This window comes from Ruegeria sp. CDSA089 (genome assembly GCF_059612205.1).
Genome location: NZ_JBXWQD010000001.1, coordinates 1 through 15,981, shown reverse-complemented (window position 1 = coordinate 15,981; position 15,981 = coordinate 1). Strand labels below are relative to the sequence as shown.

General features: G+C 57.8%; 16 protein-coding genes and 1 tRNA gene. 10 read left to right on the top strand and 7 right to left on the bottom strand.

Going from position 1 to position 15,981, the window contains the following annotated elements; translation table 11 throughout:
• The first annotated feature begins 64 nt into the window (after positions 1-64).
• Together AC2FJ6_RS00085 and gap are read left to right on the top strand one after the other, a co-directional pair.
• The gene (locus AC2FJ6_RS00085; RefSeq protein ID WP_170769648.1) at positions 65-208 is read left to right on the top strand and encodes a hypothetical protein; all 144 of its coding nucleotides are present in this window, start codon (positions 65-67) and stop codon (positions 206-208) included.
• Between the two features lie 83 nt (positions 209-291).
• Positions 292-1,296, top strand: coding sequence for a type I glyceraldehyde-3-phosphate dehydrogenase (gene gap / locus AC2FJ6_RS00080; RefSeq protein ID WP_170769647.1), 1,005 nt, complete (start codon positions 292-294; stop codon positions 1,294-1,296).
• Here gap and coaD read toward each other — a convergent pair.
• From coaD to AC2FJ6_RS00065, 3 genes are all read right to left on the bottom strand, one after another.
• Positions 1,288-1,779, bottom strand: coding sequence for a pantetheine-phosphate adenylyltransferase (gene coaD / locus AC2FJ6_RS00075; RefSeq protein ID WP_170769646.1), 492 nt, complete (start codon positions 1,777-1,779; stop codon positions 1,288-1,290). The genes gap and coaD overlap by 9 nt on opposite strands.
• Positions 1,780-1,864: 85 nt before the next feature.
• Positions 1,865-2,302 carry a CBS domain-containing protein gene (locus tag AC2FJ6_RS00070; RefSeq protein WP_170769645.1) on the bottom strand — a complete coding sequence of 146 codons (438 nt, stop codon included), beginning with the start codon at positions 2,300-2,302 and terminating at the stop codon, positions 1,865-1,867.
• Positions 2,303-2,362: 60 nt separating this feature from the next.
• Positions 2,363-3,265 (bottom strand): LysR family transcriptional regulator, encoded by a 903-nt coding sequence (locus tag AC2FJ6_RS00065; RefSeq protein WP_170769644.1) that lies wholly within the window; start codon positions 3,263-3,265, stop codon positions 2,363-2,365.
• A gap of 103 nt (positions 3,266-3,368) precedes the next feature.
• On the opposite strand from AC2FJ6_RS00065, the gene AC2FJ6_RS00060 reads away from it, so the two are divergent.
• The gene (locus tag AC2FJ6_RS00060) at positions 3,369-4,868 is read left to right on the top strand and encodes a CoA-acylating methylmalonate-semialdehyde dehydrogenase (protein ID WP_170769643.1); all 1,500 of its coding nucleotides are present in this window, start codon (positions 3,369-3,371) and stop codon (positions 4,866-4,868) included.
• Between the two features lie 183 nt (positions 4,869-5,051).
• The gene (locus AC2FJ6_RS00055; RefSeq protein WP_170769642.1) at positions 5,052-5,651 is read left to right on the top strand and encodes a L,D-transpeptidase; all 600 of its coding nucleotides are present in this window, start codon (positions 5,052-5,054) and stop codon (positions 5,649-5,651) included.
• A gap of 54 nt (positions 5,652-5,705) precedes the next feature.
• Here the strand turns inward: AC2FJ6_RS00055 and AC2FJ6_RS00050 are convergent, their stop codons facing one another.
• Positions 5,706-6,182, bottom strand: a complete 477-nt coding sequence (locus AC2FJ6_RS00050; protein ID WP_170786627.1) for a fasciclin domain-containing protein — start codon at positions 6,180-6,182, stop codon at positions 5,706-5,708.
• Between the two features lie 70 nt (positions 6,183-6,252).
• Positions 6,253-7,104, bottom strand: coding sequence for a class I SAM-dependent methyltransferase (locus tag AC2FJ6_RS00045; RefSeq protein WP_170769640.1), 852 nt, complete (start codon positions 7,102-7,104; stop codon positions 6,253-6,255).
• Between the two features lie 130 nt (positions 7,105-7,234).
• Between AC2FJ6_RS00045 and AC2FJ6_RS00040 the strand changes: the two genes are divergently transcribed.
• From AC2FJ6_RS00040 to AC2FJ6_RS00015, 6 genes are all read left to right on the top strand, one after another.
• A complete protein-coding gene (locus AC2FJ6_RS00040; protein WP_480552069.1) occupies positions 7,235-8,350 on the top strand; it encodes a carboxylate-amine ligase in 1,116 nt (371 codons plus the stop codon).
• A gap of 103 nt (positions 8,351-8,453) precedes the next feature.
• On the top strand, positions 8,454-9,596 hold the full coding sequence (locus tag AC2FJ6_RS00035) for an acyl-CoA dehydrogenase family protein (protein WP_170769638.1): 1,143 nt from the start codon (positions 8,454-8,456) through the stop codon (positions 9,594-9,596).
• 7 nt (positions 9,597-9,603) lie between these two features.
• The gene (locus tag AC2FJ6_RS00030; protein ID WP_170769637.1) at positions 9,604-10,644 is read left to right on the top strand and encodes an enoyl-CoA hydratase/isomerase family protein; all 1,041 of its coding nucleotides are present in this window, start codon (positions 9,604-9,606) and stop codon (positions 10,642-10,644) included.
• Positions 10,645-10,647: 3 nt separating this feature from the next.
• Positions 10,648-11,520 (top strand): 3-hydroxyisobutyrate dehydrogenase, encoded by an 873-nt coding sequence (mmsB, locus tag AC2FJ6_RS00025; protein WP_170769636.1) that lies wholly within the window; start codon positions 10,648-10,650, stop codon positions 11,518-11,520.
• A 95-nt stretch (positions 11,521-11,615) separates the two neighbouring features.
• Positions 11,616-12,008, top strand: a complete 393-nt coding sequence (locus tag AC2FJ6_RS00020) for a hypothetical protein (protein ID WP_170769635.1) — start codon at positions 11,616-11,618, stop codon at positions 12,006-12,008.
• Positions 12,009-12,088: 80 nt separating this feature from the next.
• Entirely contained in the window at positions 12,089-12,745 is a 657-nt protein-coding gene (locus tag AC2FJ6_RS00015; protein WP_170769634.1) for a site-2 protease family protein, read from the top strand.
• 2 nt (positions 12,746-12,747) lie between these two features.
• On the opposite strand, the gene uvrA is transcribed toward AC2FJ6_RS00015, so the two are convergent.
• Together uvrA and AC2FJ6_RS00005 are read right to left on the bottom strand one after the other, a co-directional pair.
• Positions 12,748-15,606 carry an excinuclease ABC subunit UvrA gene (gene uvrA, locus AC2FJ6_RS00010; RefSeq protein ID WP_170769633.1) on the bottom strand — a complete coding sequence of 953 codons (2,859 nt, stop codon included), beginning with the start codon at positions 15,604-15,606 and terminating at the stop codon, positions 12,748-12,750.
• A 177-nt stretch (positions 15,607-15,783) separates the two neighbouring features.
• Positions 15,784-15,860, bottom strand: a tRNA-Asp gene (locus tag AC2FJ6_RS00005).
• Positions 15,861-15,981 lie beyond the last annotated feature (121 nt).

The window sequence follows — 15,981 nt, the reverse complement described above, 5'->3', positions numbered from 1 at the left end:
TTGAATTCTTGAACATATTTGCCCGCTCAGGTTATCTGGGCGGGCATTTTCGTTCGGGGCCTCGATGACCAATCAAATAGCTATCTGGCTGGGTCTTTTGATTCTGGGGGCCGCCTGCCTAGACTATGCCCTGTTCGGGCCCGAGCATTTCGTGTTCCTTGGCAAGAAACTTTTTACCTTCCTGGATTGGGTCGCCGTCTGGCGCTGACAGAGGTTTTGCTTGACTTTTTCTTCGTTCTGGCTTTGTTAGCGCTAACTCGAACACAAGCCGAAAGACGGACGGAGCAGACCATGACACTCAAACTGGCAATCAACGGATTTGGACGCATCGGACGCAACGTATTGCGCGCTGTTATGGAGACTGGCCGAACCGATGTTGAAATCGTCGCCATCAACGACCTGGCCATGCCCGAGATGAACGCGCATCTGTTCGAGTTTGACAGTGTCCATGGCAGGTACTCCAAGCCAGTAACGCTGTCTGAAGCCGGAATGGATGTTGGCGCCGGTCCCATACGTTTGACCAGCGAGCGTGACCCGGAAAACCTGAACTGGTCCGATGTGGACGTCGTACTGGAATGCACCGGCGTGTTCCGCACGCGCGAGGCTGCTGCCCGTCATCTGGAAAATGGGTCTAAGAAGGTTCTGATCTCGGCCCCTGCCCGTGGGGATGGTGGCGTGAAAACGATCGTATTCGGCGTCAACGATCACGAGTTGACCGCTCAGGATACCATTGTGTCGAACGCGTCTTGCACCACGAACTGCCTATCACCCGTTGCTGCCGCCCTTGATGCAGGCCTTGGCATTGTTCATGGCAACATGACGACGGTGCATGCCTATACGGCCAGCCAACCGGTGCACGATTCCGCTGGCAAAGACCCCTACCTGTCCCGCGCCGCGGCTCTGTCGATGATTCCGACAACAACCGGAGCGGCCTCTGCCGTGGGTCTTGTACTGCCGCAACTGCAAGGCAAACTGACCGGACAGGCCATTCGAGTGCCGACGCCCAACGTGTCGGTTGTCGATCTGGTCGTCGAAGTCTCACGCCCTACGACCGAGGAAGAGGTCAACGCCCTGTTCGTAGAAGCGGCAGCCAAGATCCCCGGCGTACTTGCGGCGGAACAGCGCCCACTGATCTCGGTCGATTTTAACCACGATTCCCACAGCTCGACCGTGTCCCTGCCCGAGACGAAGGTAACCGACGGCACTCTGGTCCGGGTGCTCGCCTGGTATGATAACGAATGGGGCTTCTCGAACCGGATGCTGGATACAGCAGCGGCTATGGGCGCGTTAACCTAAACGCTCTTTCAACGCCGCATCGACACGGGGCGTGACGAATTTCGACACGTCCCCATCCAGACGGGCAATCTCTTTCACCAGTTTCGAGGCGATCGCCTGATGGCGCGCCTCGGCCATCAGAAAGACCGTCTCAATCGAATTGTCCAGTGCGCGGTTCATCCCGACCATCTGGAATTCATACTCGAAATCCGCCACGGCCCGAAGGCCGCGCACGATGATCTGAGCCCCAACATCGCGGGCACAATCAATCAGCAGGTTTTCAAAGGGATGCGCAACGATTTCCGTGCCGGTCTGCTCGGTCAGATGCGCGCATTCAGCCTCGATCATGGCGACGCGTTCTTCCAAAGTGAACAAAGGTCCCTTGTCGCGGTTGATCGCAACCCCAATCACCAGCTTGTCCACAAGTGCGGATGCGCGGCGAATGATATCGATATGACCCAAGGTGATCGGATCAAAAGTTCCGGGATATAATCCAACCCTCATCGCCGCCTCCTGCGCAACAAAATTTCTGCGCAAGCAAACACAACTCTGCCGCAGGTGCAATAGGTTGGCGTGGATATCGAGGCGATTAGTGCCCCATTATCATGGTTTCCAGCGCCTCTTTCTCCATCGCCAGTTCGGACAATTGCGCTTTGACCACATCCCCAAGTGTAACGATGCCGATCAATTTGCCTTCTTCGACAACAGGCATGTGACGGAACCGCCCCTCGGTCATGCGGCTCAGGACGTCTTGGACCGAATCCTGACGCGTCGCCGTTACCAGATCGCTGGTCATGTAGGCGCTGACCGGCTTGCTGAGGCATCCGCTGCCGCTGGCCGCAAGTTCACGGACGATATCGCGTTCCGACAGAATGCCTGCGGCGGATTTCCCGCCATCCTCGGACACCACAACCGTACCGATCCGCTTTTCTGCCAGAATTTTGGACGCATCGGACACGGTCACGTCCGGGGCAACCGTCATGACCCCTTCGGTGGCCTTGGATTTCAGAATGGCCTGAACAAGCATAGGCGAAACCTCCGAAATAACTTGCTGTTTTCCAAAGCGTTGCCGGAATGTTTGAATGTGTCAAGATGAAGCTGCCGCTTCCAGCCGCGCCACTTCGTCACGAATTCCTGCGGTCAGCGCAGTTGCAAACCGGTTCAGGCGCTCGTTTCGCTGATCCCCTTGATGTCGGACCAGATGAAAACTCCGGGTCAGACTGACATGATCCGTCAGGATTTTCCGCAGGTTTGGATGGAATGGCAGCGTGAAATCGTGGGCCACACAAACTCCAGAGCCCAAGGCAACCTGGCGCAACTGGACCGATACGGAATTCGATGCAAGTGCGACACGGTCAACCCCAAGATCGACCAGATAGTCGAGTTCCCGATCGAAGATCATGTCCGGGATATAACCGATCATCCGATGCCCTTTCAGTGCTTCGGGCGTTGGGATCGCGGGCCGCGCGGAAAGATATTCGTCACTGGCAACCAGATGCAACCGGTAGTCGGTGATTTTCTGAACCAGCACCCGGCCTGCCGTCGGCGCGCTGACGGTCACAGCCATATCCGCCTCGCGTCGGGACAGGTTGATGACACGGGGCAAGGCGAGGATCTGGATATCCAGATCGGGATTGGCATCGCAGATTTGCGCGCAAACCTGTGGCAGCAGATAGTTGGCGCAACCATCGGGGGCCCCGATCCTGATCTGTCCACTTAACGTTTTGGACGACCCCGCCATAGCCCCGGCTGCAGCGCGCATCGCCTCTTCCGCTTTTAACCCGTGATCCATCAGGCGTTCTCCGGCTGAGGTCAGAACATAGCCTTGCTGAGATTTGGTGAATAAAGGCGCGTTCAGCGAAGCCTCAAGCCGAGCAATCCGTCTGCCCACTGTCGCGGGGTCGATCTTAAGTTGCCGACCCGCGGCGGACAGGCTTTCTTCGCGCGCAACCGCCAGAAACACCCGCATATCATCCCAATTCGGCGTCACCGCATACTCTTTGCATTTTTGCAAAACATATTTGAGACATTGCCTCTGTTCACGCGATTTTTGCAAGCCTATTGTGCGCGCAAAGATAACGGAGGAATTCGCAATGTCCGAACTGTCCCATTTCATCAACGGCGAGAACGTGTCCGGCACGTCTGGTCGCTTTGACGACGTCTTCAACCCTGCTACGGGTGAAGTTCAATACATATGCCCGATGGCCAGCGCGGCCGAGACCACGGCTGCCATCGAAAGCGCCGCCGCTGCGCAACCCGCGTGGGGAGCCACCAACCCGCAGAAACGCGCGCGGGTGATGATGGCCATGGTTGGCCTGATGAACCGCGACATGGACAAGCTGGCCGAGGCGCTCAGCCGCGAGCACGGTAAGACCATCCCTGACGCCAAAGGCGACCTTCAGCGTGGTTTGGAAGTGATCGAATATTGCATCGGCGCACCGCAGATGCTGAAGGGCGAATACACCGACAGCGCAGGCCCCGGCATCGACATGTATTCCATGCGCCAACCGCTGGGTGTTGTGGCGTCGATCATGCCGTTCAATTTCCCCGCCATGATGCCGCTGTGGCACGTGGGCCCGGCGCTGGCCTGCGGCAATGCCGTGGTTCTGAAACCGTCCGAACGTGACCCCTCGGTCCCGCTGATGCTGGCGGAACTGTTTGTCGAGGCTGGTCTGCCCAAGGGCGTGTTCCAAGTGGTCAATGGCGACAAAGAGGCTGTGGATACCTTGCTGGACAGCGAGATCATTCAGGGCGTTTCTTTCGTGGGTTCGACCCCGATTGCACAGTACATCTATTCCCGCGCCACGGCGAATGGCAAACGTGCACAGTGCTTTGGCGGCGCCAAGAACCACATGATCGTCATGCCCGACGCGGATTTGGATCAGGCCGCCGACGCACTGGTGGGTGCCGGGTTTGGCGCGGCTGGCGAACGCTGCATGGCAGTTTCGGTCGCCGTTCCTGTGGGTGAGGAAACCGCCGATGCGCTGATCGAAAAGCTGGTGCCGCGCATCGAAAAGTTGAAGGTCGGCCCTTATACCGCAGGCGATGACGTGGACATGGGCCCCGTCGTCACCGGAGCCGCGAAAGAGCGTATCCTTGGCCTGATCAACTCGGGCATCGAACAAGGCGCAGAACTGGTCGTCGACAACCGCGACTTCAGCCTACAGGGCTATGAGGACGGCTTCTTTGTCGGCCCACACCTGTTCGACCGCGTGACCCCGGATATGGACATCTACAAGCAAGAGATCTTTGGTCCGGTCCTGTCGACTGTCCGCGCGGGATCTTATGAAGAAGCGCTGAAACTGGCGATGGACCATGAATATGGCAACGGCACCGCGATCTTCACCCGTGACGGTGACACCGCGCGTGACTTCGCCAGCCGTGTGAACATCGGTATGGTCGGCGTTAACGTTCCGATCCCGGTTCCGCTGGCCTATCACACCTTTGGCGGTTGGAAGAAATCCATGTTTGGCGATCTGAACCAGCACGGCCCGGACAGTTTCAAATTCTACACCCGGACAAAAACGGTCACGGCGCGCTGGCCATCGGGCATCAAAGAAGGCGGCGAATTTAACTTCAAAGCCATGGACTAAATGCCACGTAGTTTTTGAATCGGCCCCTTCGGGGGCCGGTTTTTTTCGGCAACGGTCTGCCGAATTCAGGCCGAAGCGCCGATTTCACGATAAATTCAGGCCAAGATGTCTGGAAATGTGCATCGATCGCCAATATTTTATCGACAAAATACAGACCGAGCAGTTCCTGAACCGGAGGCCAAATTGTCCAATTCCCGCTTGACCCGTCGCTCTGCCTTGTTGGGGGCAGCGTCCCTGTTGGCCACCCCTGCCCTTGTGCGCGCCCAAAGCTCTGACGCATTCCCGCAGAACGAAGACGCGATCAGCACGCAGCTTCCGGTGCGCCGTAACGTTTCGTCCTTCTCGCAGCAGAACTGGCAGGACCATTTTGATGAGCTGGGTGTGGGTGCCCTGTTGGCCGACATCACCAGCCGCGCGGTGCATTACTGGGGTCCGGACGGGACCTACAAACTGTATCCCAGCTCAGTCCCCATGAGTGAAGAGCTGACAAAGCGCGGCTATACCGAGGTGGTGCGCAAGCGCGAGAACCCAAGCTGGACACCGACCGCGTCGATGCGCGAGCGCGATCCTGATCTGCCGATCCGCATGGAAGGCGGTGAGCCGGGCAATCCGCTGGGCACGCGGGCTATGTATCTTGGCTGGCCTGCCTATCTGGTCCACGGTACCCATGATACCCGCAAGATTGGACGTCAAAGCTCGTCCGGCTGTATCGGGCTCTACAATCAGCATGTCGAGGAGCTCTATCCCCTCGTCCAGGTTGGAACCCAAGTTCGACTGGTTTAAAACACAAAACCCCGGCCGCAAGGACCGGGGTTTTTTTCATGACTTTGAAGAGCGTTATTCCGGCAGAATGACTGCGTCGACAACGTGGATCACACCGTTGCTGGTTTCAATGTCCGCCTGAATGACTTCGGCGTCGTTGACTTTAACCCCGCGCTTGGCGTTGACGCTCAGTCGATCACCTTGGACCGTCAGAACCTTTGCACGCTTACCAGCAATGTCACCGGACATGACCTTGGCCGGGACCACGTGATAGGTCAGAATTTCGACCAGTTGATCCTTATTCTCGGGCAGCAGAAGCGTTTCTACTGTGCCTTCGGGCAAGGCGGCAAATGCCTCATCTGTGGGGGCGAATACGGTGAACGGGCCGTCACCTTTCAACGTGTCGACCAGACCAGCAGCCTGAACAGCGGCAACAAGCGTTTCGAACGACCCGGCCGAAACGGCGGTGTCCACGATGTCGGCGGCTTGCGCCTTGACCGGCAGTGTCAGGGCAAGTGCGGCTGCGGCACCCATCAGTGTTTGGCGGAACATGGCTGTATCTCCTCTCCAGCGTGTTATGGAAAGGGGTACGGGGCCTCAGCCGCAGCGGATCACTTTGAGTTCAATTTTCTTTGATCTGCACCCAGATACTTTGCGCACGACCATCGCCCAGGAACGGCAAAGTCTCGACCGCATCAGGACGATCCTGTTGCAGGTAATACCCCGGCCAAAGCATTGAAAACGCGCCAGATTGCAGCAAAGCGTGCAGCATGTACTGCTCGCCCCAACCGGGGCAGTCATAGAAGAATCGCTTGGGATATTCGTAGGGCAAAAAAACATCGTGCACATGGATCACGACACCGGGTTTCAGTGCAGGAATGATGCGACAGAACAGGTGTGCGACGTCATTGCTTATGCGTACGACGTGGCTGGAATCGATGAACAGGATGTCGCCCGCCTCTAACTGATCGAACAGCGCGGGGTCGACCTCTTCCAGCCGTTTCTGTTCGAAATGATCCACCACATGGGCGATATCTGCACGTGGATAGGGGTCAATCGCAGTGATCTGCGTCTTGAGCCCGCCGTCGATGATCGCTTGCCGGGTTACGCGCGTTGAGTTGCCGCAGCCGACCTCGATCACATGCCGGGGTTTGAACCGACGGATGATCAGGTACAAGGCATCGGCATCGGGGCTATCATAATAGCCATTGCCAATCCGATAGCCGGTCTGATTACGCGCCGGGTCTTTCAACGCGGCTAGCGCATCTGCATGTTCGGCATATTCAGCCACCAGCGGCGCGATATCGAACTCCTCCATCCCCGGCGACAAGGCATAGGCGGGTCGGGTCAGGCCGCCTGCCCGCTCAAACGCTTGAAGGCGGGCGCGTTCGTCATTTTCCGGGGCTTTGTCGATCAGTTTAACCCCAAGTTCCTCAAGGGCGTCGTTGATTTTTTGGAATTTCCTAGGTTTCACGCGAACGCTCCGGGGTTTGGACTGTTGACTGAAGGGTTCTTATCGCCGGCGCCGGGGGCTTCGCAAGCCAAACACTTGGCAAGGCGATCATTTCCGTATTCACTGTTTGGAATAACCGACGAGGGCGACCATGCAGCAAGAATACACGCTGGGTATCGAGGAAGAGTATCTTCTGGTCAACCGCGACACATGCGAACTTGCCGAAGCGCCCGAGGCGTTGATGGAAGCTTGCCAGACCGACTTTCAAGGCCAGGTCAGCCCCGAATTCCTGCAATGTCAGATCGAGGTCGGCACCCGCCCCCATGCCACTATCGCCGCCGCACGAGAGGACCTGAAACGCCTACGGTCCTGCGTGGCCAAACGCGCGGCAGACTACAACCTCGCACCAATTGCGGTGTCGTGCCATCCGTTTGCCGACTGGAAGAAGCAGCACCACACGCGCAAAGAACGCTATGACGCGCTACAACATGCCTTGGGCGGCGTAGCGAGGCGAATGCTGATCTGTGGGATGCATGTCCATATCGGGGTTCAAGACCCTGCCCTGCGTGCTGATCTGATGCCGCAACTGGCCTACTTCCTGCCTCATCTGCTGGCCTTGTCCACCTCATCCCCCTATTGGAACGGTGAGGATACGGGGCTGTCCTCGTACCGTTTGACGGTCTTTGACAACCTTCCACGCACCGGGTTGCCCCCAGCCTTGGCCAGTTGGGACGAATATGAGCGCACCACCGGTATTCTGGTAGAGCTTGGCGTGATCGAGGATACGTCGAAAATCTGGTGGGACCTTAGGCCGTCGCACCGCTTCCCCACGCTTGAGACGCGGATCATGGATGTGCAACCGAGGCTTGAACACGCGCTGTCTCTTGCGGCGATGGTACAGGCCCTGACCCGAATGCTGTGCCGCCTGAAAGCGCGAAACCTGCGTTGGCGCAACTATGACCAGTTCCTGATCGGAGAAAACCGTTGGCGCGCACAGCGCTATGGCGTCGGCGAGGGCATGATCGACTTTGGCGACCGCTCGATCAAGCCCATGCCCGAACTGATGGGCGAACTGATGGGACTACTGGCCGAAGACACCGAGGCACTTGGTACAATGACCGAACTGGCGCGGTTGCAACAAATCGCGCAGAACGGAACATCGGCCACACGTCAGCGACGCGTTTATGCCGAGGCATCCGCCCGTGGCGAAGATCCGGGAAAAGCGGTTGTCCAACACCTGATCGAGGAATTTCACCACGACCTTTAATCCCCAATAGACAGATGCTGGGAATTGCTGGCCGTGAAAAATTTCTGTAAGGATTGGGAAATAAACACTCGTTCAATTCATCCGTCGGCGTGGGAGGGAAGCCATGGATTTCGCTTTGACCGAAGAGCAGACTGCGATCTTCGACATGGCCTATGAGTTCGGGCAGAAGAACATAGCCCCCTATGCTCGACAGTGGGAGGCTGAAGGGACCATCCCCAAAGACCTGTGGCCACGTGTCGGAGAGCTTGGATTCGGCGGCCTCTACGTCTCTGAAGACAGTGGAGGTTCGGGCCTGTCGCGTCTGGATGCCACAATGGTGTTCGAGGCGTTGTCGATGGCCTGCCCGTCCGTCGCGGCGTTTCTTTCGATTCACAACATGTGCGCGAAGATGTTGGACAGTTTCGCCGGGGATGCGCTTAAAGCACGTATCATGCCCGATGTTCTCAGCCTGAATACCGTTCTCAGCTATTGCCTGACCGAACCGGGCTCGGGCTCGGATGCTGCTGCGCTGAAAACCCGCGCGGACCGCAGCAATGAAGGATACATGCTGAACGGGACCAAGGCGTTCATCTCAGGAGGTGGTTATTCCGACGCCTATGTCTGCATGGTGCGCACGGGACAGGACGGTCCCAAGGGGATTTCAACGGTCTATGTCGAGGACGGCGCCCCCGGCCTGTCCTTCGGCGCTTTGGAGCAGAAGATGGGATGGAAAAGCCAACCCACGGCGCAGGTGCAGTTCGACGATTGCAAAATCCCGGCCGAAAACCTTGTTGGTGTCGAAGGCGACGGGTTCAAATACGCGATGATGGGCCTAGATGGCGGACGGCTTAACATCGCCTCATGCTCGTTAGGGGCCGCGCAAGCGGGGCTGAATATGACGCTGCAATATATGTCCGAGCGGCAAGCCTTCGGTCAGTCCATCGACCAGTTTCAGGCGCTGCAATTCCGTCTGGCCGATATGGAGATCGAGTTGCAGGCCGCGCGCACATTTTTGCGCCAAGCTGCGTGGAAACTGGATCACGGCGCGCCCGATGCGACCAAGTTCTGCGCCATGGCCAAGAAATTCGTGACCGAGACCGGATCGAAAGTGGTGGATCAGTGCCTGCAACTGCATGGCGGCTATGGCTACCTTGCAGACTACGGTATCGAGAAACTGGTCCGCGACTTGCGCGTGCATCAAATCCTAGAAGGAACGAATGAAATTATGCGCGTGATCGTGTCGCGCCAGATGCTGGCCAATCGCTGAGGACGCTATGGCTGATATCGACATTCGAACAGCGGGCCGCGCCGGACGGATCACTCTGACCAGGCCCAAGGCCCTGAACGCGCTCAGCTATGACATGTGCATGGCCATCGACGCGGCGCTCCGCAACTGGCGCGAGGATGATGCGGTGGATCTGATCATCTTTGACGCCGAGGGCGACAAAGCCTTTTGCGCCGGGGGCGACATTGCCGAGCTTTACGAGACCGGCACCAAGGGCGATTTCGCATATGGTCAGACGTTCTGGCGGGATGAATACCGCCTGAATGCGCTGATCTTCGAATACCCCAAACCGGTCGTCAGTTTCCTGCAAGGATTTACCATGGGCGGCGGCGTTGGGATCGGATGTCACGGCAGTCATCGCGTCGTGGGCGAAAGCAGCCAGATCGCCCTGCCCGAATGCGGCATCGGTCTGGTGCCGGATGTGGGCAGTTCGCTGATGCTTGCGCTGGTGCCCGGTCGGGTGGGCGAATATCTGGGCATAACCGGCCACCGTATGGGCCCCGCCGACGCGATTTTCGCCGGATTCGCCGATCACTACATCCCGACAGCGCAATGGGCTGACCTGATCGACATGCTCGAAGCCTCGGGCAACGCAAGCCTGCTGGCCGCCCATGCCCAAGACGCCCCTGACGGCAAATTGGCCGCACAACAGGACCAGATCAACATGCTTTTTGATGGTGAAGGGTTGCAGGACATACTCAACACCCTAGCCGCGTCAGACACGGATTTAGCGGCGAGCGCATTGAAAATGGTGAACCGAGGCTCGCCCCTTTCCATGGCCTGCTGTATCGAAATGCTGCACCGGCTGCGCGGGCCTAACCTGACCATTCGAAAAGCGCTGGAACATGAATACCGCTTTACCTACCGCGCGAGCGCGCACGGAGATTTTCTGGAAGGTATCCGTGCACAGATTATCGACAAGGACCGCACACCCCGCTGGAAGCACCAAGACCGGACTGTCCCCATTGTCGAAGTGTCGCGGATGCTACAACCACTGGGCAGCAATTCGCTGACATTCGAGGAGGATTGAGGAATGAAGATCGGGTTTATCGGCCTTGGGAATATGGGCAATCCGATGGCTGCCAATCTGGCCAAAGCCGGGCACGAAGTTACAGGCTTTGACATGGCAGACGTAGACGTTCCGGGCGTCGTGATGGCTGCTTCGGGGGCTGAGGCCGCCGTCGGTGCCGAGATCGTCATCACCATGCTGCCCAACGGCCAGATACTGCGTGCTGTCGCTGATCAGATCTTGCCCGCAATGGATTCGGGCGCGGTCTGGGTGGATTGCTCGACCGTAGATGTGGACAGTGCCCGCGCAGTCGCAGACCAAGCCGCTCAAGTTGGCGTCTTGGCCGTGGATGCACCCGTGTCCGGAGGGATTGGCGGTGCCGCCGCCGGAACCCTGACCTTTATGGCAGGTGGCATTGAGGAGGCCTTCGCCAAGGCCGCCCCACTGTTCGACATCATGGGGCAAAAGGCCGTGCATTGCGGTGGCTCTGGTGCCGGTCAGGCCGCCAAGATCTGCAACAACATGATCCTCGGCGTCACTATGATCGCCACCTGCGAGGCGTTTGCGCTGGCTGACAAGCTGGGTCTGGACCGGCAAAAGATGTTCGACGTGGTCAGCACGTCCTCGGGCTATAGCTGGACGATGAACGCTTATTGCCCCGCGCCCGGTGTAGGACCTGCCAGCCCGGCGGACAACGATTACCAACCGGGCTTTGCGGCGGAACTGATGCTCAAGGACCTGCGCCTCAGCCAGCAAGCGGCCGAAAGCTCGGATGCTGATACTCCGATGGGACAGGCGGCCACTGCGCTTTATGAGCAGTTTGTCGAGGCCGAGAACGGGCTGGGCAAGGACTTTTCTGCCATGCTGCCCCGGTTCGAAAAACGCGGACGCGGATGATATTATCCCGTGGGCGGGTATCTGCCCGCGGGGTTGACCGCCGACCTTCGGACCGCCATCTATCGAGTCAGAGCAGTTTTGTGTCGGAGATCACGATGTCACGCGTTTTGGCAGTTTTGTTAACAGTTTCCACTCTGGTGGCCGCTCCTGCGGCGGTGATGGCAGGCAATGGTAAAGGCAACGGCAAGACTACGGACAACGTTTTTCGCCTCCCTTCGCAACCTGTGATTCAGGTCAAAAACAAGGGTGGCCATTGCCCACCGGGTCTGGCCAAGAAAAACGTACCTTGCGTTCCTCCTGGCCAGGCCAAAAAACTGTATCGCAACGGCGAGTTCATCAATAACGACTACCGCTGGATCAATGACCCTTACCGTTATGGTCTAGATCGCGGTTCGTATATCCGAGCTGGCGATTACGTTTACCGGGTCGACCCCGAAACGCGCAAAGTGCTGAACCTGATCGGCGCGGTCGTCGACATTCTGAACTAGGTCACACAACCTCAACGATAGCACCCAATTTTTGACGCAATTCTACGTCATCACGATTATCGTTATTGCGAGGATTGAATATGTATAGTGACGGTGCGATTTTTGAGTTCCGCGGCCCGTGGAACGTACCCATTCAATTGAACCAGAGCCTGATTTTACTGGTTCTGATCATCGTCGGATTCAGCTTCGACCCCGGGACCCTGCCCTATGCGCTTGGATTCGTGGGTATTTTGCTGGGCTCGATCCTGCTGCACGAACTCGGGCACGCTTGGGGTTGTTTGATCCAGGGCGTCCCCGTCAACCGCGTCGTCCTGTATTGCGGTGGTGGATTTTGCGAACATCGCCGCTCGACCTCGTCGTACGAGGATGAGTTGATCGTGGCCATGGGGCCAATAGTGAACCTGACCCTTTGGGCGGTGTGTTCACTGGTCGAGCCCTTCGTTTCCTCTCCCGCGCTGGGTTGGGTTTTGGTCGTGACCGCACAATTGAACCTGTGGCTGGCGATTTTCAACATGCTGCCATTGATGCCGCTGGATGGTGGACGGCTGTTCCACGTAATGCTGAACCGCATGGTGAAACCCGTAACAGCGACCCGCATTGCCGGATTTGTCGGACTGATTGGCGTCGCCATGTGGCTGCCGATGATGGTGTTTGCCTATGTGAATTTCGGCTTTGTGTTTCTTTTCTTCCCACCATTATTGCGCCACTGGCATATGCTGCGATACGCGCAGTATTAAGGCTATTCCGCCGCAACCTGTTCAGGGTTCAACATCTGCTTCAGGTAACGTCCAGTATGGCTGCGCTCGACGGCGGCCACGTCTTCGGGCGTGCCGGTGGCGACGATCTCACCACCGCCATCGCCACCTTCGGGGCCGATGTCGATGATATGGTCAGCGGTTTTTACCACATCCAGATTGTGCTCGATCACAACGACCGTATTGCCCTGATCGACCAATTCATGGAGCACTTCCAACAGCTTGCGCACGTCTTCGAAATGCAGACCCGTCGTTGGTTCATCCAGAATATACAGCGTCCGCCCAGTCGAGCGTTTGGACAATTCCTTGGACAATTTCACCCGCTGCGCCTCGCCCCCGGACAGGGTTGTCGCCTGCTGGCCCACTTTGATATAGCCCAGCCCAACACGCGCCAGCGCATCCATCTTATCGCGAATCGAAGGCACGGCCTTAAAGAACTCCTGCGCGTCTTCTACAGTCATATCAAGGACATCGGCGATGGACTTGCCCTTGAACTTGATCTCCAGCGTTTCGCGATTGTAGCGCGCACCCTTGCAGGTTTCGCAGGTAACATAGACGTCAGGCAGAAAGTGCATCTCGATCTTGATAACGCCGTCACCCTGACACGCCTCGCACCGGCCACCTTTGACGTTAAAGCTGAACCGTCCCGGCTTGTACCCTCGCGCCTTGGCTTCCGGTAGACCGGCGAACCAGTCGCGGATTGGGGTGAAGGCCCCGGTGTAAGTGGCTGGATTCGAGCGCGGAGTCCGCCCGATAGGGCGCTGGTCGATGTCGATGACCTTGTCGAGATGCTCCAGCCCCTTGATCGTCTCACAGGGAGCAGGCGTCTGCCGCGCGCCGTTCAATCGCATCGAGGCGGTTTTGAACAGTGTCTCAATCGTCAGAGTCGACTTGCCGCCACCCGATACACCGGTCACACAAACGAACTTACCCAGCGGAAATTCTGCCGTGACGTTTTTCAGGTTATTCCCAGTGGCTTTGACGACCTTGAGCTTTTTCTTGTTCCCTTTGCGCCGGTCAGTCGGCACAGCAATCTCTCGCGTGCCCGACAGGTATTGCCCGGTCATCGAGGCCGCATCCGCCGCGATATGCTCTGGCGTTCCATGGCTGACCACCTGCCCGCCATGCACACCGGCACCGGGGCCAATATCGAACACGTAATCAGCCTCGCGGATCGCTTCTTCGTCATGTTCGACCACGATCACCGTATTGCCCTGATCGCGCAGATTCTTGAGCGTCCCCAGCAACCGGTCATTATCCCGCTGATGCAACCCGATCGAAGGCTCGTCCAACACATATAACACGCCCGTCAGGCCCGACCCAATCTGGCTGGCCAACCGGATACGCTGGCTTTCGCCACCGGACAACGTGCCGCTAGAACGAGACAGCGTAAGATATTCCAAACCCACATTATTCAGGAATCCGAGGCGCTCGCGAATCTCTTTCAGAATCGCCCGAGCAATCTCATTCTTCTGCACGCTCAGATGGTTCGGGGCGTCCTCAACCCAGGCCAAGGCCTCACGGATCGACATCTGAACCACCTGCCCCACATGTAGGCCCGCGATCTTGACGGCCAAAGCTTCGGGTCGCAAACGGTAGCCTTCGCAGGCCCCGCATGGACGGTTGTTCTGATAACGCTCGAATTCTTCCCTAATCCAGGCGCTGTCAGTTTCGCGATAGCGGCGCTCCATATTCGGAATCACGCCCTCAAAGCTGCGCGTCACCTGATAGACACGGCCGCCCTCGTCATAACGGAACTGGATTTCCTCATCGCCTGAGCCGCGAAGGAACACCTGTTGCACCTTGGCAGGAAGGTCTTTCCACGGTGTGTTCTTGTCGAACTCAAAGTGCCGCGCAATGGCTTCGATGGTTTGCAGGAAATACGGGGACTTGCCCTTGCGCCAAGGGGCCAGCGCCCCATCGTAGAGTTTCAGCGTCTGATCCGGCACCACGAGGCGTTCGTCAAAGAACAGCTCGACCCCTAACCCGTCGCAATCCGGACACGCCCCAAAGGGCGCGTTGAAGGAAAACAGGCGCGGTTCGATCTCGGGAATGGTGAAACCACTGACCGGACAGGCAAAGTTTTCGCTGAAGGTGATACGTTCCGGGTCGCCCTCCTTCGGGGCGGTTTCCAGAATCGCGATGCCATCCGCCAGATCCAAAGCGGTGCGCAGGCTGTCGGCCAGCCGAGTCTCCATCCCTTCACGCACAACAAGGCGGTCTACGACCACGTCGATGTCATGGCGGAATTTCTTGTCCAAAGTGGGCGGGGTATCGAGCTCATAGAACTCGCCATCCACTTTGACACGCTGAAAACCTTGTTTGCGCAGTTCAAGGAACTCTTTCTTATATTCCCCCTTCCGGTCGCGCACGATGGGGGCTAGCAAGTAGCCGCGCGTGCCCTCCTCCATCGTCATGATCCGGTCGACCATGTCCTGCACCTGTTGCGCCTCAATCGGCTGGCCGGTGGCGGGGCTAAAGGGCGTACCTGCGCGGGCAAACAAAAGGCGTAGATAGTCGTAGATCTCTGTCACGGTCCCCACGGTCGAGCGCGGGTTTTTCGACGTCGTCTTCTGTTCAATCGAGATCGCCGGAGACAGCCCACTGATGTGATCCACATCGGGCTTTTCCATCATGTCCAGAAACTGCCGCGCATAGGCCGATAGGCTTTCGACATAACGGCGCTGCCCCTCGGCATAGATCGTATCGAAGGCCAGCGAAGACTTGCCCGAACCCGACAATCCGGTGATCACCACCAGCTGATCGCGCGGAATATCCACGTCGATGCTTTTGAGGTTATGTTCGCGCGCGCCGCGCACCTCGATATTCTTCAGCTCAGCCATTCTTGGCCCCCTACACGCAAGTGACCTAGAAATAGGCGAGCAGCACTGAGTCTCCAACAGAAAAATTAGAACAAAGTGTGAACTTACAGATTATTGCCGATCACTCCTGACAAAACATGTGCGTCGGCGCGCAATGTGCTGAATGTTCAAAGTTCTGACTGAGATTTGAGAAATAAATGGCGCGGTTGACGGGGCTCGAACCCGCGACCCCCGGCGTGACAGGCCGGTACTCTAACCAACTGAGCTACAACCGCGCATCTATTTTCACGGCCTTTAACCTGGACCAAGGAGTGCAGCGATGGCGCGGTTGACGGGGCTCGAACCCGCGACCCCCGGCGTGACAGGCCGGTACTCTAACCAACTGAGCTACAACCG